The organism is Streptomyces sp. NPDC005866, from assembly GCF_040629895.1.
Classification (GTDB): domain Bacteria; phylum Actinomycetota; class Actinomycetes; order Streptomycetales; family Streptomycetaceae; genus Streptomyces.
Genome location: NZ_JBEXWP010000005.1, coordinates 77969 through 103180, shown reverse-complemented (window position 1 = coordinate 103180; position 25212 = coordinate 77969). Strand labels below are relative to the sequence as shown.

The window sequence follows — 25212 nt, the reverse complement described above, 5'->3', positions numbered from 1 at the left end:
GGTTCTCGGGAACTGGATACACCGTTCCAACATGCGGACGCCGCAGGGGTTTACGGCGCGGTACCGCTCAGGCGGTGAAGGTGGTGGGGGACCGATCCGGACAGATCCGTGTCCATTGGTCCGCGGGGGGGGCGGGGTGAGCGTCGTCGTCACCCCACAGATGCACGTCAGGCGTCCTTGCCTGCGGTGCTTACGGCTCATGCCCAGTGGTTAAGCGCTCGAAACCAGCGGGTAACGGGTACTTATGCGGTCCAACGCATAAGTACCAATCGACCTATCCTACGGCGGTTCCGAACAGGCTGCCCAGGGCGTACGTCACACCGGCCGCGGCGCCACCCAGTGCGAGCTGCCGCAGACCGCTGAACCACCAGCTCCGTGCGGTGACCTTGGCCACCACGGCACCGCAGCCGAACAGCCCGACGAGCGCCAGCAGCAGGGCCGGCCAGAGCGCGGCGGCGCCGAGCAGATACGGCAGCACGGGCAGCAGCGCGCCCAGCGCGAACGAACCGAAGGACGACACGGCGGCGACGAGCGGCGAGGGCAGGTCACCGGGGTCGATGCCGAGCTCCTCGCGGGCGTGTATCTCCAGGGCCTGCTCCGGGTCGGCGGACAGCTGCCGGGCGACCTCCCGCGCGAGCGACGCCTCGACCCCTCTGGCCTCGTACAGCGCGGCAAGCTCGGCTTCCTCGTCCTGCGGGTACTTGCGCAGCTCCCTCCGCTCCACGTCCAGCTCGGCCTCGACGAGCTCGCGCTGCGAGGCGACGGAGGTGTACTCGCCGGCCGCCATGGAGAAGGCGCCGGCGGCGAGCCCCGCGAGCCCGGTGATGACGATGGTCTGATGACTGACCGCCCCGCCGGCGACGCCGGTGATCAGGGCGAGGTTGGAGACGAGCCCGTCCATGGCACCGAAGACGGCGGGCCGCAGCCACCCTCCGTTCACATCACGGTGGGTGTGGTTGTCGCGGTGCGCCTCGTGCAGCGTGGCCTGAGTGTCGATGACGGCCATGTGGGTCCCCCAGAAGGTCTCGGACGAGCCTCGAATAAGCTGAGGCAAAGCTAAGTTTGGACGAGTTCTATCTTTTGACAACATGGACACTACGCCTCACCATTCCTCACCACCAGCAAGGAAAGGCTCGGCTAACCTGCGGCTTTACCCTTCTCCGCTCACTTGTGCTAAGTAGTGCACAGATGTCGACCGGGTGATGTGGAGGCCTTTCAGGCTGCGGTCAACCGCCGTTGGTGGGACACATCCGCAAACGGTTCCGCGCCCCGGCGCGAGACCCCTCCCGGAGAGGCCCGCCCATGTCATCGATCGTCTGCACCCCGCCGCTCCCCGCCCCCGACGAGCGCGCCTCCCAGCTGCACGACCGGGCACGGGGTGCGCTGCTGGGCCTGGCCGTGGGCGACGCGCTCGGGGCGCCGGCGGAGAACATGAAGCCCTCCGAGATCCGCGCCCGCTGGGGCCGCATCACGGGCTACGTGAGCGACACCCCCTCGGGGACGGACGACACCGAGTACGCGATCTTCTCCGGCCTCCTCCTCGCCCGCCACGGCTCGGCCCTCACACCCGCCCATGTCGAGGCGGCCTGGCACGAGTGGATCGCCGACCGCGCCGAGGGCCCCTTCAGGGGCGCCGGATTCAGCGAGCGCGGCACCCTGGAGAACCTCCGCCGGGGCCTCGCCGCCCCCATCTCCGCCCAGCACCGGCACGCCTGGAGCGACGGCCTGGCCATGCGCGCGGCGCCCTTCGGCGTCTTCGCGGCCGGCCGGCCCGCCGAGGCGGCCCGCCTGGTGGCGATCGACGGTGCGGTGAGCCACGAGGGCGAGGGCATCTACGGCGGCCAGGCGGTGGCGGCGGGCGTGGCGGCGGCGATGGCGGGAGCGCCTCCGACGGCGGTGGTGGCGGCCGCGCTGGCGGTGGTGCCGGACGACTCGTGGACGGCGCGTTCCCTGCGCCGGGCGGTCGCGGTGGCCCACCGGGGTGAGCGGGCGGTCCGCTCGGCGGTCGTCATCGGCGGATACCCGTGGACCGACCTGGCCCCGGAGGCGGTGGCCCTGGCCTTCGGGGCGTACGCGGCGGCGGACGGCGACTTCCGGGACGCGGTGCTGACGGCCGTCAACATGGGGCGCGACGCGGACACGACGGCCGCGGTGGCCGGCGCGCTGGCGGGGGCGACGCGGGGAGAGGGGGCGATCCCGGCGGAGTGGGCGGCGGCGATCGGACCGGCGCGCGGGAGCTGCCTGCCGTCGATGGCCGGGCAGCATGTGCTGGAGGTGGCCGAACTGCTGACGGGGGCGGCGACACGGGCGGCGACACGGACCGGGCCGCAATCTTCGACGCCGGCCCCTCTGCCGGCCGAGCGACTCTCCGCCCCGGCCCCTCTGCCGGCCGAGCGACTCTCCGCCCCGGCCGCCCTGCCGACCGAGCCGCAACCCTCGACGCCGGCCCCTCTGCCGACCGAGCCGCAACCCTCGACGCCGGCCCTTCTGCCGACCGAGCCCCGCCCCACGACGCCAGCCCCTCTGCCGACCGAGTCGAGTGGTGGGCGGGCGAGGGGGCGGAGCCCTCTTGGCGTCAGTTGCAGCGAGGTCCAGCGGTGAACCGGCGTCGTGTCGAGGGCCTCCTGCTCGGCCTTGCCGCAGGCGACGCCGCCGGCTGGCCCGCCGCCCGGCACCGCGCCGCCCGTATGCCGGAGTGGACCCGCCGTCTCACCCGCGAACTGGACACCTTCGCCGAGCAGAACGCGACCACCACCCTCCCCGTCCCCATCGCCCTCAACCAGCCCCCCGAGCCACTCTGCCTGGGCCCGTCCGACGACGCCGAGTGGGCGGCCTTCGCCGCGGAAGCCGTCCTGCGCGCCGGCGACGACACCGCCCTCGCCGACCTCAGCCGTGAGCTCCGTACCCGCGCCGCCATCGACCTCACCTGGACCGCCGTCGCCTCCGAGGTCGCCGCCGCGGCGGAACGCGCCCCCGAGATCGAGTCGGCCGTCCTCCCCCTGCGAGCCCGTATCTCCGTCCGCGCCGGCCTCGGCAACCTCGCCACCGGCCTGCGCCCGCCCGCCACCGGCCACGACAACCCGCACTACTTCGACGACGCCGCCTGCGTCCGCGCCTGCGCACTCGCCGTCGCCCACCCCGGCGACCCCCAACGCGCCGCCGACCTCGCCGAGTTCGACGCCCGCTACACCCAGGACGGCGACGGAGTGCACGGCGCCCGTGCCATGGCGGCGGCCCTCGCGCTCGCCCTCGTCGGCGCCGAGGTGGAGACCTGCGTCGCCGCCGCGCTCGCCGAACTCCCCGAGGCCACCGAGATCGGCCGCAACGCCCGCCACGCCCTGGCCCTCACCGGCCCAGCGGACACGGCATTCGCCCTCGTCCCCCTTCTCGAACACCAAATCGTCGACCATGTCTACAGCTACGGCATCGCCGCCGCCGAAACCGTCCCGGTGGCCCTCGCCCTCGCCACCGCCGCGCGCGGCCGGATCGCCGAGGCCGTCCCCGCCGCCGCCTGTCTCTCCCGGGTCGCCGACTCGGCCCCCGCTCTGGCCGGCGCCCTCACCGGCGCCCTCGGCGGCGGCGACTCGATCCCGCCGCCCTGGCGGGACGCCTGCCGCACCCTCTCCGGCTGCGCCCTCCCCCGCCTCACCGGCACCGACCTGGTGGAACTCGCCGAACTTCTGGAAGCCACACAACCGGCCCATCCAGGTGGATGATTCGGTGCATGACGCCCAAAAGACAAGAAAACGCCGGAGCTTCGCTGGACGAACGGATCACCGGAGCCCTCGTCGGGGCCGCCGTCGGCGACGCCCTCGGCGGCCCGGTCGAGGGCTACTCCCCCGACCAGATCCTCGAACGCCACGGCGGCCGCGTCCACGGCATCGTCGGCCCCTGGAACGGCGACGCCTGGCGCACCGCCCGCCCCATCGCCCCGTACCACAAGGGTGATGGACACATCACCGACGACACCTTGATGACCCACGCGCTGGTACGGGTGTACGACCGCGTCCGCGACCACCTCAGCGCGTACGCGATCGCCGACCATCTGGTCCCCGACCTGATGACCACCCCCCGCTGGATCCCGGAGCTGGAGGCGGAAGCCCTCCTGCTCCACCGTGTCTTCCTCGCCGAGAAGTGGCTGGCGACCCGTCTCCACTACGGCCATGTCGACCCCCGCGAGGCCGGCGCCGGCAACATCGTCAACTGCGGCGCGGCCATGTACATGGCCCCGGTCGGCCTGGTCAACGCGGCGAACCCGCGTGCCGCGTACGCCGAGGCCCTGGACATCGCGGGCGCCCACCAGTCGTCGTACGGCCGGGAGGCGGCGGGCGTCTTCGCGGCGGCGGTGGCGGCGGCGGCCGCGCCGGGGGCGACACCGGACTCCGTCGTCACCGTGTGCCTGTCCCTGGCGAAGGACGGCACGCGAACCGCGATCGAAGCGGTCTGTGAAGTGGCCGCACACCACACCGACTTCGAATCGGCTCTCACCCCCCTCCGTGACGCGATCACCCCCTACGACACGGTCGGCCCCGACTACCGCGCCCCCTCCCTCGGCGCCCGCCGCCCCTCCCGCCTCCACGCCATCGAGGAACTCCCCGTTGCGCTCGGCATGTTGCTGGTGGCCGACGGTGACTACCGCCAGGCCGTCCTCGGTTCCGTCAACTACGGCCGGGACTGCGACTCGATCGCCACGATGGCGGGCGCGATCGCCGGTGCGATGGGCTCCGCCGTGCCGGAGGAGTGGTCGAAGCGGGTCGCCGAGGCGAGCCGCCTCGACCTCTGGGAGCCGCCCCGCACGCTGACCGCCGTGACCAGGGAGATCTTCACCCGCGACACGGCCCTGCGGCGCGCCCACGAGCAATCCTTCGCTCGCCTCGGGGGCGCGGGATGCTCCGCCTGACCTGGGTCCAGCCGGAAGATCTGCTGGGCCACGAGATCCGCCAGGCCCGGCAGGACGGCCGGGAGCCCGGCGCCGTCGAGGCCCGCTGGCGGGCGGCGGGCGGTGCGGAGGCGCCGAGCCGGGCGGGCGCGTCGCCGGACCGGGCGTCGCGTTATCTGCGCCGGCTGGCGGAGGACCTGCTGGACGAACTCGCGGACCTGCCGAGCCGGTTGAACGAGCCGACGGATCTGGACGAGATCAAGGCGCTGTGTCCCGAGTGGCCGAACGCGCCGCGGGGAGGGCGGTGCGGACCGTCATACGAGTGCGGGCACGATGTGGCCGATCGCGCAGTTCCCCGCGGCCCTGACGGGGCACGTCCCCTGCCCCCACCCACCCGCGCCTACGAAGCCGCCTGGCTCGGCCGGGCCACAGGTTGCCTCCTCGGCAAACCCGTCGAGAAACTCCCCCTCCACGCCATCCGCGAACTCGCCCGTGCCGCAGGCAACTGGCCCCTGAACCACTACTTCACGGCCCGCGGCGTCCCCGCCGCCCTCCTCTGCGCCCACCCCTGGAACCGCCGCTCCGCCGCCACCTCCCTCGTCGAGAACATCGACGGCATGCCCGAGGACGACGATCTCAACTACCCCCTCCTCAACGTCCTCCTGCTCCAACGCCACACCAGAGGCTTCACGACCGGCGACGTAGCCGCCCTCTGGCTGGACGAACTCCCCGCCGGCCGCACCTTCACCGCCGAGCGCGTCGCCTACCGCAACCTCCTCTCCGGCGTCGAACCCCCGCACACCGCCCGCCACCGCAACCCCTTCCGCGAGTGGATCGGCGCCCTGATCCGCGCCGACGTGCACGGCTGGACCAACCCCGGCGACCCAGCCGCCGCGGCCGAACAGGCCCATCGCGACGCCACCCTCACCCACACGGCCAACGGCGTCTACGCGGCGATGTTCACGGCGGCCACCATCGCCACCGCCGCCACCGGAACCCACGACATCCACGCCTGCCTGCACACCGGCAGCACCGTCGTCCCGCCCAGCTCCCGGCTCGCACACGCCATCGACCACGCGATCCGACTCGCCGGCACCCACGACGACTTCGACACCGTCGTCGACGAACTCCACGCCATCCACTCCGCCACCCACCACTGGGTGCACGCCATCCCCAACACCGCCCTGATCGCCGCCGCCCTCACCCACGCCAACGGCGACTTCACCGGCTCCGTCTCCCGCGCGGTGAGCGGCGGTTGGGACACCGACTCCAACGGAGCGACCGCCGGCTCCGTCGCCGGGCTGCTCGCCGGCGACCCCGACGCCCTCCCCGACCGCTGGACTACCCCGCTCAAGAACCGACTCGCCACCTCCGTCGCCGGCTTCGACGGCACCGGCTTCGACACCCTCGCCCACCTCACCCGTCTGGAGGCGACCCGCCCATGACCCATATCGCCGTACTCGGCAGCACCAACATGGACCTCGTCGCGTACGTCGAGAAGGCCCCGCAACTCGGCGAGACCGTGACGGGACGGGAGTTCCGTACGGTCCCCGGCGGCAAGGGCGCCAACCAGGCGATCGCCGCCGCCCGCGCCGGCGCCACCGTCTCAATGATCGGCGCGGTCGGCCACGACGCCTACGGCGCCCGGATGCGGGACGCCCTCGAACACTCCGGCGTGGACACCGACTCGCTCCGCACGATCGAAGGCCCCTCCGGCACCGCGCACATCGTCGTGGACGACGAGGGCGGCAACGCGATCGTCGTGATGCCCGGCGCGAACGGCACCGTCGACCATCTCGCCCCCGGCGACGAGGGCGTCATCGCCTCCGCCGACACCCTGCTCCTCCAACTGGAGATCCCGCTGCCCGCCGTCGTCGCCGGTGCGCAGGCCGCCCGCCGGCACGGCGTCCGGACCATCCTCACCCCGTCCCCCGCCCGCCCCCTCCCGTCCGAACTCCTCGACAACATCGACCTGTTGGTGCTCAACGAGCGCGAGGCCGCCGCCCTCACCGACCGCACCGACCCGCGCGACGCGGCCACCGCCCTGCTCAGCCTGGTACCGCAGGTCGTCGTCACCCTGGGCGCGGCCGGCAGCCTCTATCTCACCCGTGACGCCGCGCCCCTCGTCATCCCGGCGCCCCGGGTGACCGCCGTCGACTCCACAGGCGCGGGCGACACCTTCGTCGGCGCCCTCGCGGTCGCCCTCGCCGAGGAGAAGCCGGTCCGCGACGCCCTGTCCTGGGCGGCCGCCGCGGCCGCGCTCGCCGTGCAGCGGGAGGGCGCGTCGACATCCATGCCGTACCGTCCAGAAATCGAGGCCCAGTACACCGCATGAGTACGACAACACAGCCCCAGCCCCTCGCCGGCCTGCGCGTCCTCGACCTCGCCACCCTCTTCGCCGGCCCCCTCGCCGCCACCCTGCTCGGTGACTTCGGCGCCGAGGTCATCAAGGTCGAGCATCCGGCCAAGCCCGACCCCTCCCGGGGGCACGGCCCGGCCAAACAGGGCGTCGGCCTGTGGTGGAAGCTCCTCGGCCGCAACAAGCGCGCCATCACCCTCAACCTGTCCAAGCCCGGTGGCCGCGCCACCCTGCTCCGGCTCGCCGCCACCGCCGACGTGATCATCGAGAACTTCCGTCCCGGCACCCTGGAGAAGTGGGACCTCGGCTGGGTGGAACTCTCCGCCGCCAACCCCCGGCTGATCCTGACCAGGGTCACCGCCTTCGGCCAGTTCGGCCCGTACGCCCACCGCCCGGGCTTCGGCACGCTCGCCGAGGCGATGAGCGGGTTCGCCGCGATCACCGGCGAACCGGACGCCCCGCCCACGCTGCCCCCGTTCGGGCTCGCCGACTCGATCGCGGCACTGGCGACCGCGTACGCCGTGATGACCGCGCTCGCCGCCCGGGACCGCACCGGCGAGGGCCAGGTCGTCGACATGGCGATCATCGAACCGATCCTCACCGTACTCGGCCCCCAGCCCACCTGGTACGACCAGCTCGGCTACGTCCAGAAGCGCACCGGCAACCGCTCCGCCAACAACGCCCCGCGCAACACCTACCGCACGGCGGACGGGACCTGGGTCGCCGTCTCCACCTCGGCCCAGTCGATCGCGGAACGCGTACTGCGGCTGGTCGGGCGCCCGGAGCTGATCGACGAGCCGTGGTTCGCGACCGGCGCCGACCGGGCCGCGCACTCCGACGTCCTCGACGCGGCCGTCGGCGACTGGATCGCCACCCGCTCCCGCGCCGAGGTGCTGGCCGAGTTCGAGAAGGCGGAGGCGGCGGTGGCCCCCATCCAGGACGTCCGGGACGTGATGGACGACCCGCAGTACCTGGCGCTGGACACGATCACCACCGTCCCCGACCCCGAACTGGGGCCGCTGCGCATGCAGAACGTCCTCTTCCGGCTCTCCTCCACGCCCGGCGCGATCCGCTGGACCGGGCGTCCGCACGGCGCCGACACGGACGAGGTCCTCACCGAACTGGGCCTGACCCCGGACCAGCTGCTGGCCTTGCGCGAGGAGGGCGCCGTATGACCCCCGCACCCTTCCCGCTGACCTGGCTGTACGTCCCAGGAGACCGGCCGCATGTCGTCGCCAAGGCGCTGGCCTCGGGCGCGGACGTGGTGGTGATCGACCTGGAGGACGCCGTCGCCCCCGACCGCAAGGACTACGCCCGCGCCGCCACCGCCGACCTGCTCACCCACCCCCAGCCGGTCCCGGTCCACGTCCGGACCAACAGTCTGGACACCCCCTGGGCCGAGACCGACCTCCAGGCCCTGCTCGGTCTTCCCGGCCTCGCCGGCCTGCGCATCCCCAAGGTGACCGGCCCCGGCGACATCCACCACGTCGCGGCCCGGACCACCACCCTCCCCCTCTACGCCCTCCTCGAATCGGCCCTCGGCATCGAACACGCCTACGCCATCGCCACCGCCGACCCCGCCCTGTGGGGTATCTCGCTCGGGGAGGCGGATCTGCAGGCTGACCTGGGTGTACGCGACGACACCGGCCTCGACTGGCCCCGTTCCCGGATCGTGGTCGCCGCCCGTGCCGCGGGCCTCGCCCCACCGCCCCAGTCGGTGCACCCCGACACCCGTGACCTCAAGGGCCTGGCCGCCTCCTGCGCCCATGGCCGCGCCCTGGGCTTCCTGGGCCGCGCCGCCATCCATCCCCGCCAGCTCCCGATCATCGCACGGGCCTACCTCCCCACGGAGGCCGAACTGGAACAGGCCGAGAAGATCGTCAAGGCGGCCACCATGGAACAGGGCGCCCAGGCCCTCCCGGACGGCAGCTTCATCGACGCGGCGGTGGTAGCAGCGGCCCGCAGAACCCTCTCCCTGGTGAACCGCCGCTGATTTCCTTCCGGCCGACGAGCTCCTTCCACCGCACGAAGAGGGCGCCCGATTTGGTCCCGGGCGCCCTCTTCGTCGTATCGCGCAGGTCAGCTCTTCTTGGTCCCCGACCCGGCCTCGTGCTCGGCCTCGGCCTCGTGCTCGGCCGGCCTTTCGGATGCCTCGGCCTCGGGAGCCTCCTCGGCTTCGGAACCCTCAGCAGCCTCAGCCGTACCGTCGGCCTCAGTGTCCCCGTCGGCCTCACCGTCGGAGACGCCCGGCTCGACGACCGGCTCCCGGCCCGGCCGCTTCTTCGCGGACAGCGCGATGTACACCACCGCGAGCAGGAACACGACCATCGCGGTCCAGTCGTTGAGCCGCAGGCCGAGAATGTGGTGGGCGTCGTCGACGCGCATGTACTCGATCCAGCCGCGGCCCACGCAGTACGCGGCGACGTACAGCGCGAACGCCCGCCCGTGCCCCAGCTTGAAGCGGCGGTCGGCCCAGATGACGAGGAAGCCGACGCCGATGCACCACAGCGACTCGTACAGGAACGTCGGGTGGTAGTAGCCGGGGACCCGGCCTCCCTCGGAGGAGGTGATGTGCAGGGCCCACGGCAGATGCGTCTCGCGGCCGTACAGCTCCTGGTTGAACCAGTTGCCCCAGCGGCCGATCGCCTGGGCGAAGGCGATGCCGGGGGCGATGGCGTCGGCGTAGGCCGGCAGCGGGATGCCCCGGCGCCGGCAGCCGATCCACGCGCCCAGCGCACCGAGCGCGATAGCGCCCCAGATACCGAGCCCGCCCTGCCACACCTTGAACGCGTCGACCCAGTTACGGCCCTCGCTGAAGTACAGCTGGTAGTCCGTGATCACGTGGTAGAGACGTCCGCCGACCAGGCCGAACGGTACGGCCCAGACCGCGATGTCGGCCACAGTGCCGGACCGCCCGCCCCGGGCGATCCAGCGCTTGTTTCCGAGCCAGACGGCTACGAAGACACCGATGATGATGCAGAGGGCGTAGCCACGCAGCGGAATGGGACCGAGATGGATCACTCCGCGCGAAGGGCTGGGAATGTAGGCAAGTGTTTCCATGGCAGGGTCGACGCTACCGTGCCGGACCGGGCCGACGGCAACTGGCCCGGCTACGGCTCCATAACAGGGGCGGGAGAAATTCTTGTCCCGCTCACCCCTTGTTGGCGTCCTCCACGAGCTGCTTCAGCTTGGCCGGGGTCATGGTCTGGTCCTGGTAGATGTTCTTGCCGTCGAGCAGGACGGTCGGGGTGCCGCCGAACTTGCCCGCCTGGAAGGCCTGGTTGGACTTCGCCACCCAGGCGTCGTGCGTGCCGTCGTTGACACACTTCTGGAACGCCGGCGTGTCCAGCCCGTCGACCTTGCCGGCCAGCTCGATCAGCTTGGCGTTGTTCGCGAAGGCGTCGTCGGTTTCCTTGGGCTGGTTCTCGTACAGCACGTCGTGGTAGTCGCGGAACTTGCCCGCGTCCTGGGCGCAGGCCGCCGCGTTGGCCGCGTGCCGGGAGCCGCTGCCGCCGAGGTTGCCGTCGATCAGTGTGGCCAGGTGGTACTCGATCCTGAGCTTGCCGGAGTCGGTCAGCTCGTGGAGCGTGGAGCGGTACGCCGTCTCGAAGGCCTGGCAGGCCGGACAGCGGAAGTCCTCCCAGACGGTGAGCGTCGCCTTGGCGCCGTCCTTGCCGACCGGGATCGCGAGGCTGTCCTTGCCCTGCGCGCCCGAGGGCGCCACGACCGGGCCCGAGCTCTGGCTGCCCTTGTCCTTGCCCGCGTTCGCGGCGATCACGCCGATCACCGCCGCCAGGCCCAGGACACAGACGACGCTCGCGCCCACGATCAGCGTGCGCCTTCGCTTCTCCGCGGCCTTCTGCTTCTCGCGTTCGGCCGCGAGCCGCTCGCGGGCTGTCCGCTTTCCGTCACGATTCTTCTCGCTCACACCCCCAGAACGAACCGGGGAGGCGCACCGCGCCTCCCCGGTCCCAGGTCCACCCGTTCGGGTGACCGAATGTTCCGCGGTGTTCCGTTACGCCTGTCGGCGTACGCCCTTCGCCAGCTCACCGGCGAGTTCCCGGACGGCCGCCACGCCGGCCGCGTCGTCCGGCGCGTCCAGCATCCGCTTCACGAAGGCCGAGCCGACGATCACGCCGTCTGCGAAGCCGGCGACCTCGGCGGCCTGGGCCGCGTCGGAGACACCGAGGCCGACGCAGACGGGCAGCTCGGTGCCGGTGGCCCGGGTGCGTTCCACCAGGTCCTGGGCCTGCGCGCCGACCGACGCACGGGTACCGGTGACGCCCATCAGGGAGGCCGCGTAGACGAAGCCGCTGCCGGCCGCCGTGATCTGCGCGAGCCGCTCGTCCTTGCTGCTCGGCGCCACGACGAAGATCGTCGCGAGGCCGTGCTTCTCGGCGTGCTCCCTCCACAGGGCCGACTCCTGGACGGGCAGGTCGGGCAGGATGCAGCCCGCGCCGCCGGCCTCGGCCAGCTCGGCGGTGAAGCGCTCGACGCGGTAGCGGTCGATGGGGTTCCAGTACGTCATGACGAGGATCGGCTTGCCGGTGGCCGTGTAGGCCTCCTTGACCGTGTGCATGACGTCCGCGATCTTGACGCCGCCGCGCAGGGCGATGTCATCGGCGGTCTGGATGACGGGCCCGTCGAGGACCGGGTCGCTGTGCGGCAGCCCGACCTCGATGATGTCCGCGCCGCCGTCCAGGACGGCCTTGATGGCCTCGATGCCGCCGGCCACGGTCGGGAACCCGGCCGGAAGGTAGGCGATCAGAGCCGCACGTCCCTCGGCCTTGGCACCGGCGAGGGTGTCGGACAGCAACTCAAGGTTCCCGCTCACTTCGCGTCCCCTTCGATCTCGGCGGTGTCGGTGGCGTCGGCGGCGACCTCGGCGTCGGTGTCGTACAGCCCGAAGTAGCGCGCGGCGGTGTCCATGTCCTTGTCGCCGCGGCCGGACAGGTTGACGACGATCAGCCCGTCCTTGCCTAGCTCCTTGCCGACCTCCAGGGCGCCGGCGAGGGCGTGCGCGCTCTCGATGGCCGGGATGATGCCCTCTGTGCGGGACAGCAGGCGCAGGGACTGCATGGCCGCGTCGTCGGTGACCGCGCGGTACTCACCGCGGCCGGAGTCCTTGAGGTAGGAGTGCTCCGGGCCGATGCCGGGGTAGTCCAGACCGGCCGAGATCGAGTACGGCTCGGTGATCTGGCCCTCGTCGTCCTGGAGGACGTAGGACCGGGAACCGTGCAGGATGCCCGGCTCGCCGGCGGTGAGAGTGGCAGCGTGCTCGCCGGTCTCGATGCCGTGCCCCGCCGGCTCGCAGCCGATGAGGCGGACGCCCTCGTCGGGGATGAAGGCGTGGAAGAGGCCGATGGCGTTGGAGCCGCCGCCGACGCAGGCGATCGCCGCGTCGGGGAGCCGGCCGGCCCGCTCCAGGAGCTGGCGGCGGGCCTCGACGCCGATGACCCGGTGGAAGTCGCGGACCATGGCCGGAAAGGGGTGCGGGCCGGCCACCGTACCGAAGAGGTAGTGGGTGTGGTCGACGTTCGCCACCCAGTCGCGGAACGCCTCGTTGATGGCGTCCTTCAGAGTGCGGCTGCCGGACTTCACTGCGATGACCTCGGCGCCGAGCATGCGCATCCGGGCCACGTTGAGCGCCTGGCGCCTGGTGTCGATCTCGCCCATGTAGATGGTGCAGTCGAGACCGAACAGGGCGCAGGCGGTGGCCGTCGCGACGCCGTGCTGGCCGGCGCCGGTCTCCGCGATCACCCGGGTCTTGCCCATGCGCTTGGTGAGCAGGGCCTGGCCGAGCACGTTGTTGATCTTGTGAGAGCCGGTGTGGTTGAGGTCCTCGCGCTTGAGGAAGATCCGGGCGCCGCCCGCGTGTTCCGCGAAGCGGGGGACCTCGGTGAGGGAGCTGGGGCGGCCGGTGTAGTTGACCATCAGGTCGTCGAGTTCCCGGGCGAACTCGGGGTCGTGCTTGGCCTTGTCGTACTCGACGGCGACCTCGTCCACGGCGGCGACGAGTGCCTCGGGGATGAACTTGCCGCCGAAGGCGCCGAAGTAGCCTTCGGCGCTCGGGACTTGACCGGTGGGATCAGGGAAGAAGTAGTCGCTGGGCATGCGGAAACCTCACGGTGAGTGCGTGGATAGACACTATTCGCCGTGGGGCGTGGGGTTGTCAGTCGGCTGCGAGCCCGTCGTGGCTGGTCGCGCCCACGCGACGGAGTCGCATATTCAGATACAGCCCCGCGCCCTACAGGCCGGCCGCTGCCATCGCATGCCGTTCACTTGCCCCGGCTCGTCACCGATGACATACCGCACGCGGCGGCCGTGGACGCGCCGCGCCGGGGCTCGGCAGCCCCTCGGGCGGCAGCCGCGCGCGAGGCGGGCATACCGGTCCACGGTCGTCACGGTGAGAGTCATCGGTTCAACCCTACCGGGCGATCAGGGGCGGCCGTGGCGCAGTGCCGGGTGTTCGCCCGCCGCCACCAGGTCGGCCACCGCCGACTTGGGGTCGCGGCCCGTCACCAGGGACTCGCCGACCAGGACCGCGTCGGCGCCCGCGTTGGCGTACGCGATCAGGTCGTGCGGGCCGCGGACGCCGGACTCGGCGACCTTGACGACGGTGTCGGGGATCTCCGGGGCGATCCGCTCGAAGGTGGAGCGGTCGACCTCCAGGGTCTTCAGGTTGCGCGCGTTGACGCCGATCACCTTGGCGCCGGCGTCCACCGCGCGCTCGGCCTCGTCCTCGTCGTGGACCTCCACGATCGGGGTGAGGCCGATGGAGACCGCGCGTTCGATCAGCGACTCCAGGGCCGGCTGGTCGAGGGCGGCGACGATCAGCAGCGCGAGGTCGGCGCCGTACGCCCGGGCCTCCCACAGCTGGTACGACGTGACGATGAAGTCCTTGCGCAGGACCGGGATGTCCACATGGGCCCGGACCGCCTCCAGGTCGGCCAGCGAGCCACCGAAGCGGCGCTGCTCGGTCAGGACCGAGATGACGGCCGCGCCTCCTGCCTCGTAGTCCGCGGCGAGCCCGGCCGGGTCGGCGATCGCGGCCAGCGCGCCCTTCGACGGGCTGGAGCGCTTGACCTCGCAGATCACCTTGACGCCGTCACCGCGCAGTGCGGCCACGCCGTCCTTGGCCGCGGGCGCCTTCGCCGCGCGCTCCTTGAGCTCGTCGAGGCTGACGCGCGCCTGCCGCTCCGAGAGGTCGGCACGGACTCCGTCGATGATCTCGTCGAGCACACTCACGCGAGCGGCCCCCTTCCGGACGGTTCTTCCAGGCGGTCAGAATCCCATGGGCCAAAACTCATGGTCACTGCGATGGTATCCGGAGGACGGCGCAGGCCTCGCATCCAGCTGACGGCGGTCCCACTACCTGGACATTTCACCACTTGATCAAGGATGCAACCAGTCGGCGAAGGGCAGGTTCCGCACCACGGTGAAGACGAGCACCAACGCACCGAGAGTCCACATCGGCACCGGCCTGAGCTCGATCCGGGCGGGCCGGCCGCGTACCGCACGCACCACCCAGACGGCCCAGACGACGGCGAAGGCCAGATAGGCGGCCACGCCCGCCGCGTTGTCCCGCAGCGCGGCCAGGAAGTCGCCGTGGATGAACGCGTGCGCGCTGCGCAGGCCGCCGCAGCCGGGGCAGTACAGGCCGGTGAGCCGGTAGAGGGGGCAGACCGGGTAGTGGCCGGGCTGGTTGGGGTCGACCGAGCCGACGTAGGCGAAGGCCCCGACGACGGCGGCCATCACCCCCGCGGGCACGGCCAGCCGTCCCCGCAGGGAGGGCTTCGCCGGGGTGGCTGCGCTGGGAATGTCGGCGTTCACGCCTCGCATTGTGCCCCGTACGGTCGGCACACGCGCGCGTGGGGCGGCCCGATGTCCCGGGGCGCCCCACGGGAAAGCGCCGCCGATCAGCTCTCGGCGGTGGCCGGCTCGGGGGTGGCGGCCGGGGCGGTGGTGTGCGAGAGCGCGCCGCTCTGCTTCGGCATGCCGAGGCCCATGGCACTCATGATCATGCCGACCACACCACCGAGGACCACGATCACCATGCCGGCCCAGAAGCCCACCGGCTGCGCCATCACCATGAAGGCGCCCGCGACGCAGAATCCGATGAAGGCGATGGTGACGCCGGTCCAGGCGGCCGGGGTGTGACCGTGGCTGCTGCCCGCCATGACTTGCTCCTCGTTAGCTGGTGCGTGTCGTACGTGCCGTCCGTGGCCGCGCTCGTACGGGTCCGTTCCGGACGCTCGTCCACCATTGTCCCGTACGCGCACGCGTGCCGTGAGCGGGGGTGGCCCATCGCACGCGTCTGATGCGCCACATCGGGGCACGGGGGGGGTGCCTAGGCGCCGGTGGGGTCCTCGCCGCGGTCCAGGGCCTTCCAGATGTCCTCGGGGCGGTCCGGGTCGACCGGCTTGGGGGCGCGGCGGGGCCGCTGCGCACCCGTGCCGCGCTCGTAGCGGCCGGACATGGCGGGCCAGAGGCGGCCGTAGCGCAGCGCGAGCAGTCCGGCGACCAGGATGAGCGCACCGCCGGCCGCGGCGACGTACGGCCAGCCGGTGTGGCTGAGGGCGGCGACCGTGGCGGACGTGTCGCCGCTGGCCTCGGCGGCCTTCTCGTCCAGCGCGGAGCCGTCGGAGGCGCCCAGCAGGGCGGCGACGACGATGCCGGCGCCGGAGAGCGCGAGGAGCCCGGAGACCAGGAAGCGGCCGGCCTTGCGGACGGCGAAGACGGCGACGAGCGCGGCGAGGCCCACTATGGCGAGGGCCGCGGGGACGCCCGTGACGTCGCTGCCCCTGGCGGTCAGCGGGAAGGCGCCACCCGCCACCGTCGCGGTGCCCTCCGCCCAGCGCTGCCGGCTGGCCAGCAGGGCCACGGCCACGCCGAGCGCACCGAACAACAGGGCGACGGCAAGGCTGCGGCGGCCGGACCCGGCGTGTGCGGCGGCTTCGGAACGGGAGTGAGGAACAGCAGTCACGTACTCCACTATGGCTTGAACCCCGGGCGAACTGTCACCCGGGGTTGCGTGAGAAGCGCCCTACTTGCCCAGTCTGTTGGCCGTGTGCACCGCTCGCAGGACCGCCGCCGCCTTGTTGCGGCACTCCTCGTCCTCCGCGACCGGGTTCGAGTCGGCGACGATCCCCGCGCCCGCCTGGACGTACGCCGTGCCGTCCCGCAGGAGGGCGGTACGGATGGCGATGGCGGTGTCGGAGTCGCCGGCGAAGTCCAGGTAGCCGACGCAGCCGCCGTACAACCCCCTTCTGGACGGCTCCAGTTCGTCGATGATCTGCATCGCCCGCGGCTTGGGGGCGCCGGAGAGGGTGCCGGCCGGGAAGCATGCGGTGAGGACGTCGAAGGCGGTGCGGCCCTCGGCGACCTTGCCGGTGACCGTCGAGACGATGTGCATGACGTGCGAGTACCGCTCGATGGACATGAAGTCGACGACCTCGACGGAGCCCGGTTCGCAGACCCGGCCCAGGTCGTTGCGCCCGAGATCGACGAGCATCAGGTGCTCGGCGCGCTCCTTGGGGTCGGCCATCAGCTCGTCGGCGAGTTCCTGGTCCTCCCGGGGGGTGGCCCCGCGCGGCCGGGTGCCGGCGATGGGGTGGACCATGGCCCGCCCGTCCTCGACCTTGACGAGGGCCTCCGGGCTGGATCCCACGACGTCGAAGGCACCTCCGTCCCCGAGGGGGAAGCGGAACAGGTACATGTACGGCGAGGGGTTGGTGGCCCTGAGGACGCGGTAGACGTCCAGCGCGCTGGCCGTGCACGGGGTTTCGAAGCGCTGCGAGGGGACGACCTGGAAGGCCTCGCCCGCGCGGATGCGTTCCTTGATGTCCTCGACCGCGACCTGGAAGTCGGGGCCGCCCCACAGGGCGGTGTACTCGGGGAGTTCGGAGGGGGGCAGGGCGGCCGGGGGCTGGGCGACCGGGCGGGAGAGGTCGGCCTCCATGGCGTCGAGGCGGGCGATCGCGTCGGCGTGGGCCTCGTCGACGCCCGTGTCGAGGTCGTTGTGGTTGATCGCGTTGGCGATCAGCAGGACCGAGCCCTCCCAGTGGTCCATCACCGCGAGGTCGCTGGTGAGGAGCATGGTCAGTTCGGGCAGCTTGAGGTCGTCCCGCTCCCCCGGGCCGATCTTCTCCAGGCGGCGCACGATGTCGTAGCCCAGGTAGCCGACCATGCCGCCGGTGAACGGGGGCAGATCCTCCGCGTGCGGGGTGTGCAGGGCCTCGATGGTGGCGCGCAGGGCGGCCAGCGGGTCGCCGTCGACGGGGACGCCGACCGGCGGGGCGCCGAGCCAGTGGGTCTGGCCGTCACGAGTGGTGAGGGTGGCCGAGGAGCGGACGCCCACGAACGAGTAGCGGGACCATTGAAAGGCTGTGCGGCCGTTCTCCGCGGACTCCAGCAGGAAGGTGCCGGGACGCTCCGCGGCGAGCTTGCGGTAGAGCGCGACCGGGGTGTCGCCGTCGGCGAGAAGCTTGCGGGTGACCGGGATGACACGCCGGTCGGTCGCCAGCTTGCGGAAGGTCTCTAGGTCCATGACGGCAGACCTTACTGATCGGAGGCGGGGACGCCGGAACCGGCGCCGTCCTTGAGGAGCACGTCGGCGTCGAAGCAGGTGCGGTCGCCGGTGTGGCAGGCGGCGCCCACCTGGTCGACCTTGACCAGCACGGCGTCGGCGTCGCAGTCGAGGGCGACGGACCTTACCCACTGGAAGTGGCCGGAGGTGTCGCCCTTGACCCAGTACTCCCGGCGGCTGCGCGACCAGTACGTGCAGCGGCCGGTGGTGAGGGTGCGATGCAGCGCCTCGTCGTCCATCCAGCCGAGCATCAGTACCTCGCCGGTGTCGTACTGCTGGGCGATGGCGGGGAGCAGCCCGTCGGCGCTGCGCTTGAGGCGGGCGGCGATCTCCGGGGCGAGGGCGCTGGGCGGGGGCGTACCGGTCGTACTGGTCATGAGTGCCATTGTGCCGCGCGGCACCGACAGTCACGGACCCGTGTCCACTGTCCGGACCGTGCGTGGGGCCGTAGGCTGGCTCCATGTCGACCTTCGCCAAGCGTGAACGGCTTCTGCTCGCCGACCTCTTGGAGACCACCGGCCCCGAGGCGCCGACCCTCTGCGAGGGCTGGCTGACCCGTGATCTGGCCGCGCACGTGGTGGTGCGCGAGCGCCGGCCCGACGCGGCCGGGGGCGCGCTGATCAAGCAGCTCGCGCCACGCCTGGAGAAGGTGATGGCCGAGTTCACCGCGAAGCCGTACGAGGAACTGATCCAGCTGATCCGTACCGGCCCGCCGCGGTTCTCGCCGTTCCAGCTCAAGCAGGTCGACGAGGCGGCCAACACGGTGGAGTTCTACGTCCACACGGAGGACGTGCGCCGCGCCCAGCCGGACTGGACGCCGCGCGAGCTGGACCCCGTCTTCCAGGACGCCCTGTGGTCCCGTCTGGAGCGCACCGCCCGGCTGCTGGGCCGGGGTGTGCCGACAGGCCTGGTGCTGCGCCGCCCGGACGGCCAGACCGCCGTGGCGCATCGCGGCGCCCCGGTGGTGACGGTGACGGGCGAGCCCTCCGAGCTGCTGATGTTCGCCTTCGGCCGGCAGAACGCGGCGAAGGTCGTGCTGGACGGCGACGAGAACGCGATCGCCAAGCTGCACGAGTCCAAGCAGCTGGGCATCTGAGGAGCGACGATGATCAAGGTCGCGATGACGAACGTGTACGTGGACGACGTGCCGAAAGCGCACGCCTTCTACACGGACGTCCTCGGCTTCGAGACCCGCACCCAGGTGGACCTGGGCGGCGGCACCCTGTTCATCACGGTCGGCGCGCCCGGCGGCGCCCAGCCGGACCTCCAGCTGCTTCTGGAGCCCGGCCAGGGCCCCATCGCGGACCCGTACCGCAAGGCCGTGTACGAGGCGGGCCTCCCGGCCATCGTCTTCTCGGTCGACGACATCCAGGCGGAGTACGACCGCCTGCGCGCCCTAGGCGTCCACTTCACCCACGAGCCGCAGGAACAGGGCCCGGTGATCGCGGCCGTCCTCGACGACACGGTCGGCAACCTGATCCAGCTGGCCCAGCCGAAGGGCTGAGCGGGACCGCCTCGTCGACCGGTGCGGCGAGTGTGAGGCGGTCGCCTTGCCGGCCACGGATCGTGCGGCAAAAGGGCCCGGTGTCCCACCTGGGGGCACCGGGCCAAGACTGCGCAGGGTCACCGTACGGGGTGCCCGGCCTCCCGCAGTGCCTGCTTGACCTCGCCGATGCGCAGGTCGCCGAAGTGGAAGACGGAGGCGGCGAGGACCGCGTCCGCGCCCGCCCCGACGGCCGGGGCGAAGTCCGCCAGTTTGCCCGCGCCGCCGGACGCGATGACCGGGATGGTGACGTGCTTGCGGACGGCCGTGATCATCTCCAGGTCGTAGCCGTCCTTGGTGCCGTCCGCGTCCATCGAGTTGAGGAGGATCTCCCCCGCGCCCAGCTCGGCCGCCCGGTGCGCCCACTCGACCGCGTCGATGCCGGTGCCTCGGCGGCCGCCGTGGGTGGTGACCTCGAAGGAGCCGGACTCGGTGCGGCGGGCGTCCACCGACAGGACCAGGACCTGGCGGCCGAAGCGCTCGGCGATCTCACGGATGAGGTCCGGGCGGGCGATCGCCGCCGTGTTGACGCCCACCTTGTCGGCACCCGCCCGCAGCAGCTTGTCGACATCCTCGGCCGTGCGCACGCCGCCGCCGACGGTCAGCGGGATGAAGACCTGCTCGGCGGTGCGGCGCACCACGTCGTAGGTGGTCTCGCGGTCGCCGGACGACGCGGTGATGTCCAGGAAGGTCAGCTCGTCGGCGCCCTCCACGTCGTACACCTTGGCCATCTCGACCGGGTCGCCCGCGTCGCGCAGGTTCTGGAAGTTGACGCCCTTGACGACCCGGCCGTTGTCCACGTCCAGGCAGGGGATGACTCGGACCGCCAGGGTCATGAATCCACGGCTCCTCTGTATGCCTCTAGCTCTGCTTCGACCAGGATGCGCGGGTCGACGAAGCCGGTCACCACGAGGAACGTGGTCACCGGGCGCACCGTGTCGAAGGCCTCCTTGTGGGCGCGTCCCACCGCGTCCAGGTCCCGCGCGTGGGAGAGATACAGCCGGGTACGGATCACCGACTCGGGTCCGAGCCCGAACTCGGCGATCGCCTCCAGGGCCGCCCCGAAGGCCACCCGGGCCTGTTCGTACGGGTCGCCCTCCCCGTACAGCACGGTGCCCTTGAAGGACGTCGTACCGGCCACCAGCACACGGTCGCCGGCCGCCACGGCGCGTGCAAACCCGAAGGACTCTTCCCAGGGACTTCCGCTCTGTACGCGCCGTACGGCTTCTGACGTCATCGAGACACTGCCTCCAGTGCTTCTTCCAAGGTGAACGCCTTGGCGTACAGCGCCTTTCCGACGATGGCGCCCTCGACACCGAGGGGTACCAGCTCGGCCAGCGCGCGGAGGTCGTCCAGCGACGACACGCCGCCGGAGGCCACGACCGGCCGGTCCGTCGCCGCGCAGACGTTCTTCAGGAGCTCCAGGTTCGGGCCCTGGAGGGTGCCGTCCTTGGCGATGTCGGTGACGACGTACCGCGCGCAGCCCTCCTGGTCGAGGCGCGCCAGCGTCTCGTACAGGTCGCCGCCGTCGCGGGTCCAGCCGCGGCCGCGCAGGGTCGTGCCCTTGACGTCCAGGCCCACCGCGATCTTGTCGCCGTGCTCGGCGATGACCTTGGCGACCCACTCCGCGGCCTCCAGGGCGGCCGTGCCGAGGTTCACCCGGCGGCAGCCGGTGGCGAGGGCGGCCGCCAGCGAGGCGTCGTCCCGGATACCGCCGGACAGCTCCACCTTGATGTCCATCGCCTCGGCGACCTCGGCGATCAGTTCGCGGTTGTCGCCGGTGCCGAACGCGGCGTCCAGGTCGACCAGGTGCAGCCACTCGGCGCCGGACCGCTGCCAGGCGAGGGCGGCCTCAAGGGGGGAGCCGTAGGAGGTCTCGGTTCCCGACTCGCCGTGCACGAGCCGGACGGCCTGGCCGTCGCGGACGTCGACGGCGGGGAGGAGTTCGAGCTTGCTCACAGTGTTCCGATCCAGTTGGTGAGGAGCTGGGCGCCGGCGTCGCCGGACTTCTCGGGGTGGAACTGGGTGGCCCACAGGGCGCCGTTCTCCACGGCGGCCACGAACGGCTTGCCGTGCGTCGACCAGGTCACGAGCGGGGCTCGCAGCGAGGAGTTGTGCGTCTCCAGCGCCCAGTCCTGGACGGCGTAGGAGTGCACGAAGTAGAACCGCGCGCCGGCCTCCAGGCCCGCGAACAGTTCGGAGCCGGCCGGCACGTCGACCGTGTTCCAGCCCATGTGGGGCACGATCTCGGCCTGGAGCGGCTCGACCGAGCCGGGCCACTCGTCGAGGCCCTCGGTCTCCACGCCGTGCTCGATGCCGCGCGCGAACAGGATCTGCATGCCGACACAGATGCCCATCACCGGCCGCCCGCCGGACAGCCGGCGGTCGATGATCCAGTCACCGCGGGCCGCGCGCAGGCCCTTCATGCAGGCGGCGAAGGCACCGACGCCGGGCACCAGCAGGCCGTCCGCGTTCATCGCCCTGTCGAAGTCACGCGTTATCTCGACGTCCGCCCCGGCGCGGGCGAGGGCCCGCTCGGCGGACCGGACGTTCCCGAAGCCGTAGTCGAAGACGACGACCTTCTTCGCGGATCCGCTCAATTCCACACCTCCAGCCTCATGACGCCCGCCACCAGGCACATCGCGGCGCCGATCGAGAGCAGCACGATCAGGCTGGTGGGCATCTTCTGCTTGGCGAAGGAGATGATTCCGCCGACCAGGAAGAGGCCGACGACGATCAGTAGGGTGGACAGCCCGGTCATGGCTTTACAGCGCGCCCTTCGTCGAGGGGAGGATGCCGGCCGCGCGCGGGTCGCGCTCGGAGGCGTAGCGCAGCGCCCTCGCGAGCGCCTTGAACTGGCACTCCACGATGTGGTGCGCGTTGCGCCCGTAGGGCACGTGCACATGCAGGGCGACCTGTGCCTGGGCCACGAAGGACTCCAGGATGTGCCGGGTCATGGTGGTGTCGTACTCGCCGATCATCGGCGCCATGTTCTCCGGCTCCGTGTGCACGAGGTACGGGCGGCCGGACAGGTCGACCGTGACCTGGGCGAGGGACTCGTCCAGGGGAACCGTGCAGTTCCCGAATCGATAGATTCCCACCTTGTCGCCGAGGGCCTGCTTGAAGGCGGCGCCGAGGGCGAGGGCGGTGTCCTCGATGGTGTGGTGCGAGTCGATGTGCAGATCGCCGTCGGTCTTCACGGTGAGGTCGAACAGACCGTGCCGGCCGAGCTGGTCGAGCATGTGGTCGTAGAAGCCGACGCCGGTGGCGATGTCGGTCTTGCCGGTGCCGTCGAGGCCGAGCTCGACCAGCACCGAGGTCTCCTTGGTGGTGCGCTCCACGCGCCCTACGCGGGTCATGCGTCCAGCTCCTTCTTGACTTCACGTACCGCGTCGAGGAACGCGTCGTTCTCTTCGGGGGTTCCGGCCGACACCCGCAGGAAGCCCGGCACGCCGTTGTCCCGGACGAGGACTCCCCGGTCGAGGATCTTCAGCCAGACCAGATGCGGGTCCTCGAACCGCCCGAACTGCACGAAGTTGGCGTCGGACTCGGTGACCTCGAACCCGCCCGCCCGCAGCTCGCTCACCAGCCGGTCCCGCTCGGTCTTCAGCTGCTCGACGTACATCAACAGCGTATCCGTGTGCTCCAGGGCGGCCAGCGCGGTCGCCTGGGTGATCGCCGACAGGTGGTAGGGCAGCCGTACGAGCTGCACGGCGTCCACCACCGCGGGGTGCGCGGCGAGGTAGCCGAGGCGCAGGCCGGCCGCGCCGAAGGCCTTCGACATGGTCCGCGAGACGACGAGATTCGGCCGACCTTCGAGCAGCGGAAGCAGCGAGTCGCCGTGGCTGAACTCGATGTACGCCTCGTCGACGATCACCATGGACGGCCGGGCCGCCTGCGCCGCCTCGTACAGCGCGAGGACCGTCTCGGGCGGCACCGCGTTGCCCGTCGGGTTGTTGGGGGTGGTGATGAAGACGACGTCGGGCTTGTGCTCGGCGATCGCGCGGGTGGCGGCCTCGGTGTCGATCGTGAAGTCGTCGCTGCGGGGGCCGGAGATCCAGCCCGTGCCCGTGCCGCGCGAGATGAGCGAGTGCATCGAGTACGACGGCTCGAAGCCGATCGCCGTACGACCCGGTCCGCCGAAGGTCTGCAGCAGTTGCTGGATGACCTCGTTGGAGCCGTTGGCCGCCCAGACGTTCTCCAGGCCGAGCGGGTGGTTGCCGGTCTTCGTCAGGTACTTGGCCAGCTCGGTGCGGAGCTGGACCGCGTCCCGGTCGGGGTAGCGGTTCAGGTTACGGGCGGCCTCGCGCACCCGCTCCACGATCCGCTCGACCAGCGGCTCGGGCAGCGGGTAGGGGTTCTCGTTGGTGTTCAGCCGTACCGGCACGTCCAACTGGGGCGCGCCGTAGGGGGACTTGCCGCGAAGCTCGTCCCGTACGGGGAGATCGTCGATGCCTGTCACTTGCCCTCGGGTACCTTCCAGCCGAACCTGGCCTTGATCGCCGCGCCGTGTGCCGGCAGGTCCTCCGCCTCCGCCAGCGTGACCACGTGATGCGCGACCTCGGCCAGCGCGTCCTTCGTGTAGTCGACGACGTGGATGCCGCGCAGGAAGGACTGGACGGACAGGCCGGAGGAGTGGCAGGCGCAGCCGCCGGTGGGCAGCACGTGGTTGGACCCGGCGGCGTAGTCACCGAGGGAGACGGGCGCCCAGGGGCCGATGAAGATCGCGCCGGCGTTCTTGACGCGATCGGCCACCTGAGAAGCCTGGGCGGTCTGGATCTCCAGGTGCTCGGCGCCGTACGCGTCGACGACCCTGAGGCCCTCCTCGACGCCGTCGACCAGGACGATCGCGGACTGCTTGCCGCCGAGCGCCGGGACGATCCGGTCGTCGATGTGCTTGCTGGCCGCGACCTGCGGTTCCAGCTCCTTCGTCACGGCGTCCGCGAGTTCGACGGAGTCGGTGACCAGGACGGCGGCGGCGAGCGGGTCGTGCTCGGCCTGGCTGATCAGGTCGGAGGCGATGTGCACCGGGTCGGCGGTGGCGTCCGCGAGGACCGCGATCTCGGTGGGGCCGGCCTCGGCGTCGATGCCGATCCTGCCGGTGAAGTAGCGCTTGGCGGCGGCGACCCAGATGTTGCCCGGGCCGGTGACCATGTTGGCGGGCGGGCAGGACTCGGTGCCGTACGCGAACATCGCGACGGCGGTGGCGCCGCCGGCGGCGTACACCTCGTCGACGCCGAGCAGGGCGCAGGCGGCGAGGATCGTCGGGTGCGGCAGGCCGCCGAACTCGGCCTGCGCTGGCGAGGCGAGGGCGATCGACTCGACCCCGGCCTCCTGAGCGGGCACGACGTTCATGATCACGGAGGACGGGTAGACCGACCGGCCGCCGGGCGCGTACAGCCCGACCCGCTCGACCGGCACCCACTTCTCGGTGACGGAGCCGCCGGGCACGACCTGGGTCGTGTGGGTCGTACGACGCTGCTCGCGGTGGACGAGACGGGCGCGTCGGATGGACTCCTCCAGGGCCGCGCGCACGGCCGGCTCCAGCTCGTCCAGGGCCTTGGCCAGGGCCTCGGCGGGCACCCGCACCTGCTCCAGGGTGACCCCGTCGAACTTCTCGGCGAAATCGATCAGCGCCGCGTCACCCCGATGATGCACGGCCTCGCAGACCGGACGCACCTTCTCCAGGGCGGCCGAGACGTCGAAGTCGGCTCGGGGCAGCAGGTCGCGCAGGGCGGGGCCCTCGGGGAGGGCGTCGCCGCGCAGATCGATTCGGGAGATCACGTAACCAATTCTCTCAGACGGCACTCGGGACCCGTTCGCGCGTATCAATGGCTGATACA

General features: G+C 71.7%; 28 protein-coding genes. 9 read left to right on the top strand and 19 right to left on the bottom strand.

The window, feature by feature from the left end; genetic code table 11:
- Nucleotides 1–274 precede the first annotated feature (274 nt).
- Nucleotides 275–1006 carry a VIT1/CCC1 transporter family protein gene (locus ABZ396_RS09450; protein WP_358914309.1) on the bottom strand — a complete coding sequence of 244 codons (732 nt, stop codon included), beginning with the start codon at nt 1004–1006 and terminating at the stop codon, nt 275–277.
- 296 nt (nt 1007–1302) lie between these two features.
- Between ABZ396_RS09450 and ABZ396_RS09445 the strand changes: the two genes are divergently transcribed.
- The 7 genes from ABZ396_RS09445 to ABZ396_RS09415 are packed head-to-tail and all read left to right on the top strand — an operon-like array spanning nt 1303 to nt 9231.
- On the top strand, nt 1303–2601 hold the full coding sequence (locus ABZ396_RS09445; RefSeq protein ID WP_358914307.1) for an ADP-ribosylglycohydrolase family protein: 1299 nt from the start codon (nt 1303–1305) through the stop codon (nt 2599–2601).
- Nucleotides 2598–3716, top strand: a complete 1119-nt coding sequence (locus ABZ396_RS09440; RefSeq protein ID WP_358914305.1) for an ADP-ribosylglycohydrolase family protein — start codon at nt 2598–2600, stop codon at nt 3714–3716. Before ABZ396_RS09445 ends, ABZ396_RS09440 begins: the two co-directional genes overlap by 4 nt.
- An 8-nt stretch (nt 3717–3724) precedes the next feature.
- Nucleotides 3725–4900: an ADP-ribosylglycohydrolase family protein gene (locus tag ABZ396_RS09435; RefSeq protein ID WP_358914303.1), complete on the top strand. Its 1176-nt coding sequence runs from the start codon at nt 3725–3727 to the stop codon at nt 4898–4900.
- Entirely contained in the window at nt 4888–6324 is a 1437-nt protein-coding gene (locus ABZ396_RS09430; RefSeq protein ID WP_358914301.1) for an ADP-ribosylglycohydrolase family protein, read from the top strand. The genes ABZ396_RS09435 and ABZ396_RS09430 overlap by 13 nt, the downstream gene beginning before the upstream one ends.
- Nucleotides 6321–7214: a ribokinase gene (rbsK, locus tag ABZ396_RS09425; protein WP_358914299.1), complete on the top strand. Its 894-nt coding sequence runs from the start codon at nt 6321–6323 to the stop codon at nt 7212–7214. Before ABZ396_RS09430 ends, rbsK begins: the two co-directional genes overlap by 4 nt.
- Entirely contained in the window at nt 7211–8413 is a 1203-nt protein-coding gene (locus tag ABZ396_RS09420; protein WP_358914297.1) for a CoA transferase, read from the top strand. The genes rbsK and ABZ396_RS09420 overlap by 4 nt, the downstream gene beginning before the upstream one ends.
- Nucleotides 8410–9231, top strand: a complete 822-nt coding sequence (locus ABZ396_RS09415; RefSeq protein ID WP_358914296.1) for a CoA ester lyase — start codon at nt 8410–8412, stop codon at nt 9229–9231. Before ABZ396_RS09420 ends, ABZ396_RS09415 begins: the two co-directional genes overlap by 4 nt.
- Nucleotides 9232–9317: 86 nt before the next feature.
- Here the strand turns inward: ABZ396_RS09415 and lgt are convergent, their stop codons facing one another.
- From lgt to hisI, 10 genes are all read right to left on the bottom strand, one after another.
- A complete protein-coding gene (gene lgt, locus ABZ396_RS09410; RefSeq protein WP_358914294.1) occupies nt 9318–10298 on the bottom strand; it encodes a prolipoprotein diacylglyceryl transferase in 981 nt (326 codons plus the stop codon).
- A gap of 91 nt (nt 10299–10389) precedes the next feature.
- Nucleotides 10390–11166 carry a thioredoxin domain-containing protein gene (locus tag ABZ396_RS09405; RefSeq protein WP_358914292.1) on the bottom strand — a complete coding sequence of 259 codons (777 nt, stop codon included), beginning with the start codon at nt 11164–11166 and terminating at the stop codon, nt 10390–10392.
- A gap of 87 nt (nt 11167–11253) precedes the next feature.
- Entirely contained in the window at nt 11254–12072 is an 819-nt protein-coding gene (gene trpA / locus ABZ396_RS09400; RefSeq protein WP_358914290.1) for a tryptophan synthase subunit alpha, read from the bottom strand.
- Nucleotides 12069–13352 carry a tryptophan synthase subunit beta gene (gene trpB, locus ABZ396_RS09395; protein WP_358914289.1) on the bottom strand — a complete coding sequence of 428 codons (1284 nt, stop codon included), beginning with the start codon at nt 13350–13352 and terminating at the stop codon, nt 12069–12071. The genes trpA and trpB overlap by 4 nt, the downstream gene beginning before the upstream one ends.
- Nucleotides 13353–13676: 324 nt before the next feature.
- Nucleotides 13677–14486, bottom strand: a complete 810-nt coding sequence (gene trpC, locus ABZ396_RS09390; protein ID WP_358914287.1) for an indole-3-glycerol phosphate synthase TrpC — start codon at nt 14484–14486, stop codon at nt 13677–13679.
- Between the two features lie 147 nt (nt 14487–14633).
- Nucleotides 14634–15080 carry a DUF2752 domain-containing protein gene (locus tag ABZ396_RS09385; RefSeq protein WP_358914285.1) on the bottom strand — a complete coding sequence of 149 codons (447 nt, stop codon included), beginning with the start codon at nt 15078–15080 and terminating at the stop codon, nt 14634–14636.
- 77 nt (nt 15081–15157) lie between these two features.
- The gene (locus tag ABZ396_RS09380) at nt 15158–15418 is read right to left on the bottom strand and encodes an HGxxPAAW family protein (protein WP_358914283.1); all 261 of its coding nucleotides are present in this window, start codon (nt 15416–15418) and stop codon (nt 15158–15160) included.
- Between the two features lie 170 nt (nt 15419–15588).
- Nucleotides 15589–16233 (bottom strand): TIGR02234 family membrane protein, encoded by a 645-nt coding sequence (locus ABZ396_RS09375; RefSeq protein ID WP_358914281.1) that lies wholly within the window; start codon nt 16231–16233, stop codon nt 15589–15591.
- Nucleotides 16234–16284: 51 nt separating this feature from the next.
- Nucleotides 16285–17787 (bottom strand): anthranilate synthase component I, encoded by a 1503-nt coding sequence (locus tag ABZ396_RS09370; RefSeq protein WP_358914279.1) that lies wholly within the window; start codon nt 17785–17787, stop codon nt 16285–16287.
- An 11-nt stretch (nt 17788–17798) separates the two neighbouring features.
- Nucleotides 17799–18203, bottom strand: a complete 405-nt coding sequence (gene hisI / locus ABZ396_RS09365; protein WP_358914277.1) for a phosphoribosyl-AMP cyclohydrolase — start codon at nt 18201–18203, stop codon at nt 17799–17801.
- Between the two features lie 83 nt (nt 18204–18286).
- Between hisI and ABZ396_RS09360 the strand changes: the two genes are divergently transcribed.
- Together ABZ396_RS09360 and ABZ396_RS09355 are read left to right on the top strand one after the other, a co-directional pair.
- Nucleotides 18287–18922: a TIGR03085 family metal-binding protein gene (locus tag ABZ396_RS09360; protein WP_358914275.1), complete on the top strand. Its 636-nt coding sequence runs from the start codon at nt 18287–18289 to the stop codon at nt 18920–18922.
- A gap of 9 nt (nt 18923–18931) precedes the next feature.
- Entirely contained in the window at nt 18932–19330 is a 399-nt protein-coding gene (locus ABZ396_RS09355) for a VOC family protein (RefSeq protein ID WP_358914273.1), read from the top strand.
- A 119-nt stretch (nt 19331–19449) separates the two neighbouring features.
- On the opposite strand, the gene hisF is transcribed toward ABZ396_RS09355, so the two are convergent.
- Genes hisF through hisD form a run of 8 tightly spaced genes read right to left on the bottom strand, consistent with a single transcriptional unit; the run spans nt 19450 to nt 25153 of the window.
- A complete protein-coding gene (hisF, locus tag ABZ396_RS09350; RefSeq protein WP_358914271.1) occupies nt 19450–20205 on the bottom strand; it encodes an imidazole glycerol phosphate synthase subunit HisF in 756 nt (251 codons plus the stop codon).
- The gene (locus tag ABZ396_RS09345; RefSeq protein ID WP_358914269.1) at nt 20202–20606 is read right to left on the bottom strand and encodes a RidA family protein; all 405 of its coding nucleotides are present in this window, start codon (nt 20604–20606) and stop codon (nt 20202–20204) included. The genes hisF and ABZ396_RS09345 overlap by 4 nt, the downstream gene beginning before the upstream one ends.
- Nucleotides 20603–21328, bottom strand: coding sequence for a bifunctional 1-(5-phosphoribosyl)-5-((5-phosphoribosylamino)methylideneamino)imidazole-4-carboxamide isomerase/phosphoribosylanthranilate isomerase PriA (priA, locus tag ABZ396_RS09340; RefSeq protein WP_358914267.1), 726 nt, complete (start codon nt 21326–21328; stop codon nt 20603–20605). The genes ABZ396_RS09345 and priA overlap by 4 nt, the downstream gene beginning before the upstream one ends.
- Nucleotides 21325–21975 (bottom strand): imidazole glycerol phosphate synthase subunit HisH, encoded by a 651-nt coding sequence (gene hisH / locus ABZ396_RS09335; RefSeq protein WP_358914265.1) that lies wholly within the window; start codon nt 21973–21975, stop codon nt 21325–21327. The genes priA and hisH overlap by 4 nt, the downstream gene beginning before the upstream one ends.
- Nucleotides 21966–22130, bottom strand: a complete 165-nt coding sequence (locus tag ABZ396_RS09330; protein WP_358914263.1) for a hypothetical protein — start codon at nt 22128–22130, stop codon at nt 21966–21968. The genes hisH and ABZ396_RS09330 overlap by 10 nt, the downstream gene beginning before the upstream one ends.
- 4 nt (nt 22131–22134) lie before the next feature.
- Entirely contained in the window at nt 22135–22728 is a 594-nt protein-coding gene (hisB, locus tag ABZ396_RS09325) for an imidazoleglycerol-phosphate dehydratase HisB (RefSeq protein WP_358914261.1), read from the bottom strand.
- Nucleotides 22725–23831 carry a histidinol-phosphate transaminase gene (locus ABZ396_RS09320; RefSeq protein ID WP_358914259.1) on the bottom strand — a complete coding sequence of 369 codons (1107 nt, stop codon included), beginning with the start codon at nt 23829–23831 and terminating at the stop codon, nt 22725–22727. Before ABZ396_RS09320 ends, hisB begins: the two co-directional genes overlap by 4 nt.
- Nucleotides 23828–25153: a histidinol dehydrogenase gene (gene hisD, locus ABZ396_RS09315; RefSeq protein WP_358914257.1), complete on the bottom strand. Its 1326-nt coding sequence runs from the start codon at nt 25151–25153 to the stop codon at nt 23828–23830. The genes ABZ396_RS09320 and hisD overlap by 4 nt, the downstream gene beginning before the upstream one ends.
- Between the last annotated feature and the right edge of the window lie 59 nt (nt 25154–25212).

What these genes read in the sequence shown, in the direction of transcription:
- ABZ396_RS09450 (WP_358914309.1), bottom strand. Translation starts at nt 1,006, where the DNA reads ATGGCCGTCATCGACACTCAGGCCACGCTGCACGAGGCGCACCGCGAC.
- ABZ396_RS09445 (WP_358914307.1), top strand. Translation starts at nt 1,303, where the DNA reads ATGTCATCGATCGTCTGCACCCCGCCGCTCCCCGCCCCCGACGAGCGC.
- ABZ396_RS09435 (WP_358914303.1), top strand. Translation starts at nt 3,725, where the DNA reads ATGACGCCCAAAAGACAAGAAAACGCCGGAGCTTCGCTGGACGAACGG.
- ABZ396_RS09430 (WP_358914301.1), top strand. Translation starts at nt 4,888, where the DNA reads ATGCTCCGCCTGACCTGGGTCCAGCCGGAAGATCTGCTGGGCCACGAG.
- rbsK (WP_358914299.1), top strand. Translation starts at nt 6,321, where the DNA reads ATGACCCATATCGCCGTACTCGGCAGCACCAACATGGACCTCGTCGCG.
- ABZ396_RS09420 (WP_358914297.1), top strand. Translation starts at nt 7,211, where the DNA reads ATGAGTACGACAACACAGCCCCAGCCCCTCGCCGGCCTGCGCGTCCTC.
- ABZ396_RS09415 (WP_358914296.1), top strand. Translation starts at nt 8,410, where the DNA reads ATGACCCCCGCACCCTTCCCGCTGACCTGGCTGTACGTCCCAGGAGAC.
- lgt (WP_358914294.1), bottom strand. Translation starts at nt 10,298, where the DNA reads ATGGAAACACTTGCCTACATTCCCAGCCCTTCGCGCGGAGTGATCCAT.
- trpB (WP_358914289.1), bottom strand. Translation starts at nt 13,352, where the DNA reads ATGCCCAGCGACTACTTCTTCCCTGATCCCACCGGTCAAGTCCCGAGC.
- ABZ396_RS09385 (WP_358914285.1), bottom strand. Translation starts at nt 15,080, where the DNA reads ATGCGAGGCGTGAACGCCGACATTCCCAGCGCAGCCACCCCGGCGAAG.
- ABZ396_RS09380 (WP_358914283.1), bottom strand. Translation starts at nt 15,418, where the DNA reads ATGGCGGGCAGCAGCCACGGTCACACCCCGGCCGCCTGGACCGGCGTC.
- ABZ396_RS09370 (WP_358914279.1), bottom strand. Translation starts at nt 17,787, where the DNA reads ATGGACCTAGAGACCTTCCGCAAGCTGGCGACCGACCGGCGTGTCATC.
- hisI (WP_358914277.1), bottom strand. Translation starts at nt 18,203, where the DNA reads ATGACCAGTACGACCGGTACGCCCCCGCCCAGCGCCCTCGCCCCGGAG.
- ABZ396_RS09360 (WP_358914275.1), top strand. Translation starts at nt 18,287, where the DNA reads ATGTCGACCTTCGCCAAGCGTGAACGGCTTCTGCTCGCCGACCTCTTG.
- ABZ396_RS09355 (WP_358914273.1), top strand. Translation starts at nt 18,932, where the DNA reads ATGATCAAGGTCGCGATGACGAACGTGTACGTGGACGACGTGCCGAAA.
- hisF (WP_358914271.1), bottom strand. Translation starts at nt 20,205, where the DNA reads ATGACCCTGGCGGTCCGAGTCATCCCCTGCCTGGACGTGGACAACGGC.
- ABZ396_RS09345 (WP_358914269.1), bottom strand. Translation starts at nt 20,606, where the DNA reads ATGACGTCAGAAGCCGTACGGCGCGTACAGAGCGGAAGTCCCTGGGAA.
- ABZ396_RS09330 (WP_358914263.1), bottom strand. Translation starts at nt 22,130, where the DNA reads ATGACCGGGCTGTCCACCCTACTGATCGTCGTCGGCCTCTTCCTGGTC.
- hisB (WP_358914261.1), bottom strand. Translation starts at nt 22,728, where the DNA reads ATGACCCGCGTAGGGCGCGTGGAGCGCACCACCAAGGAGACCTCGGTG.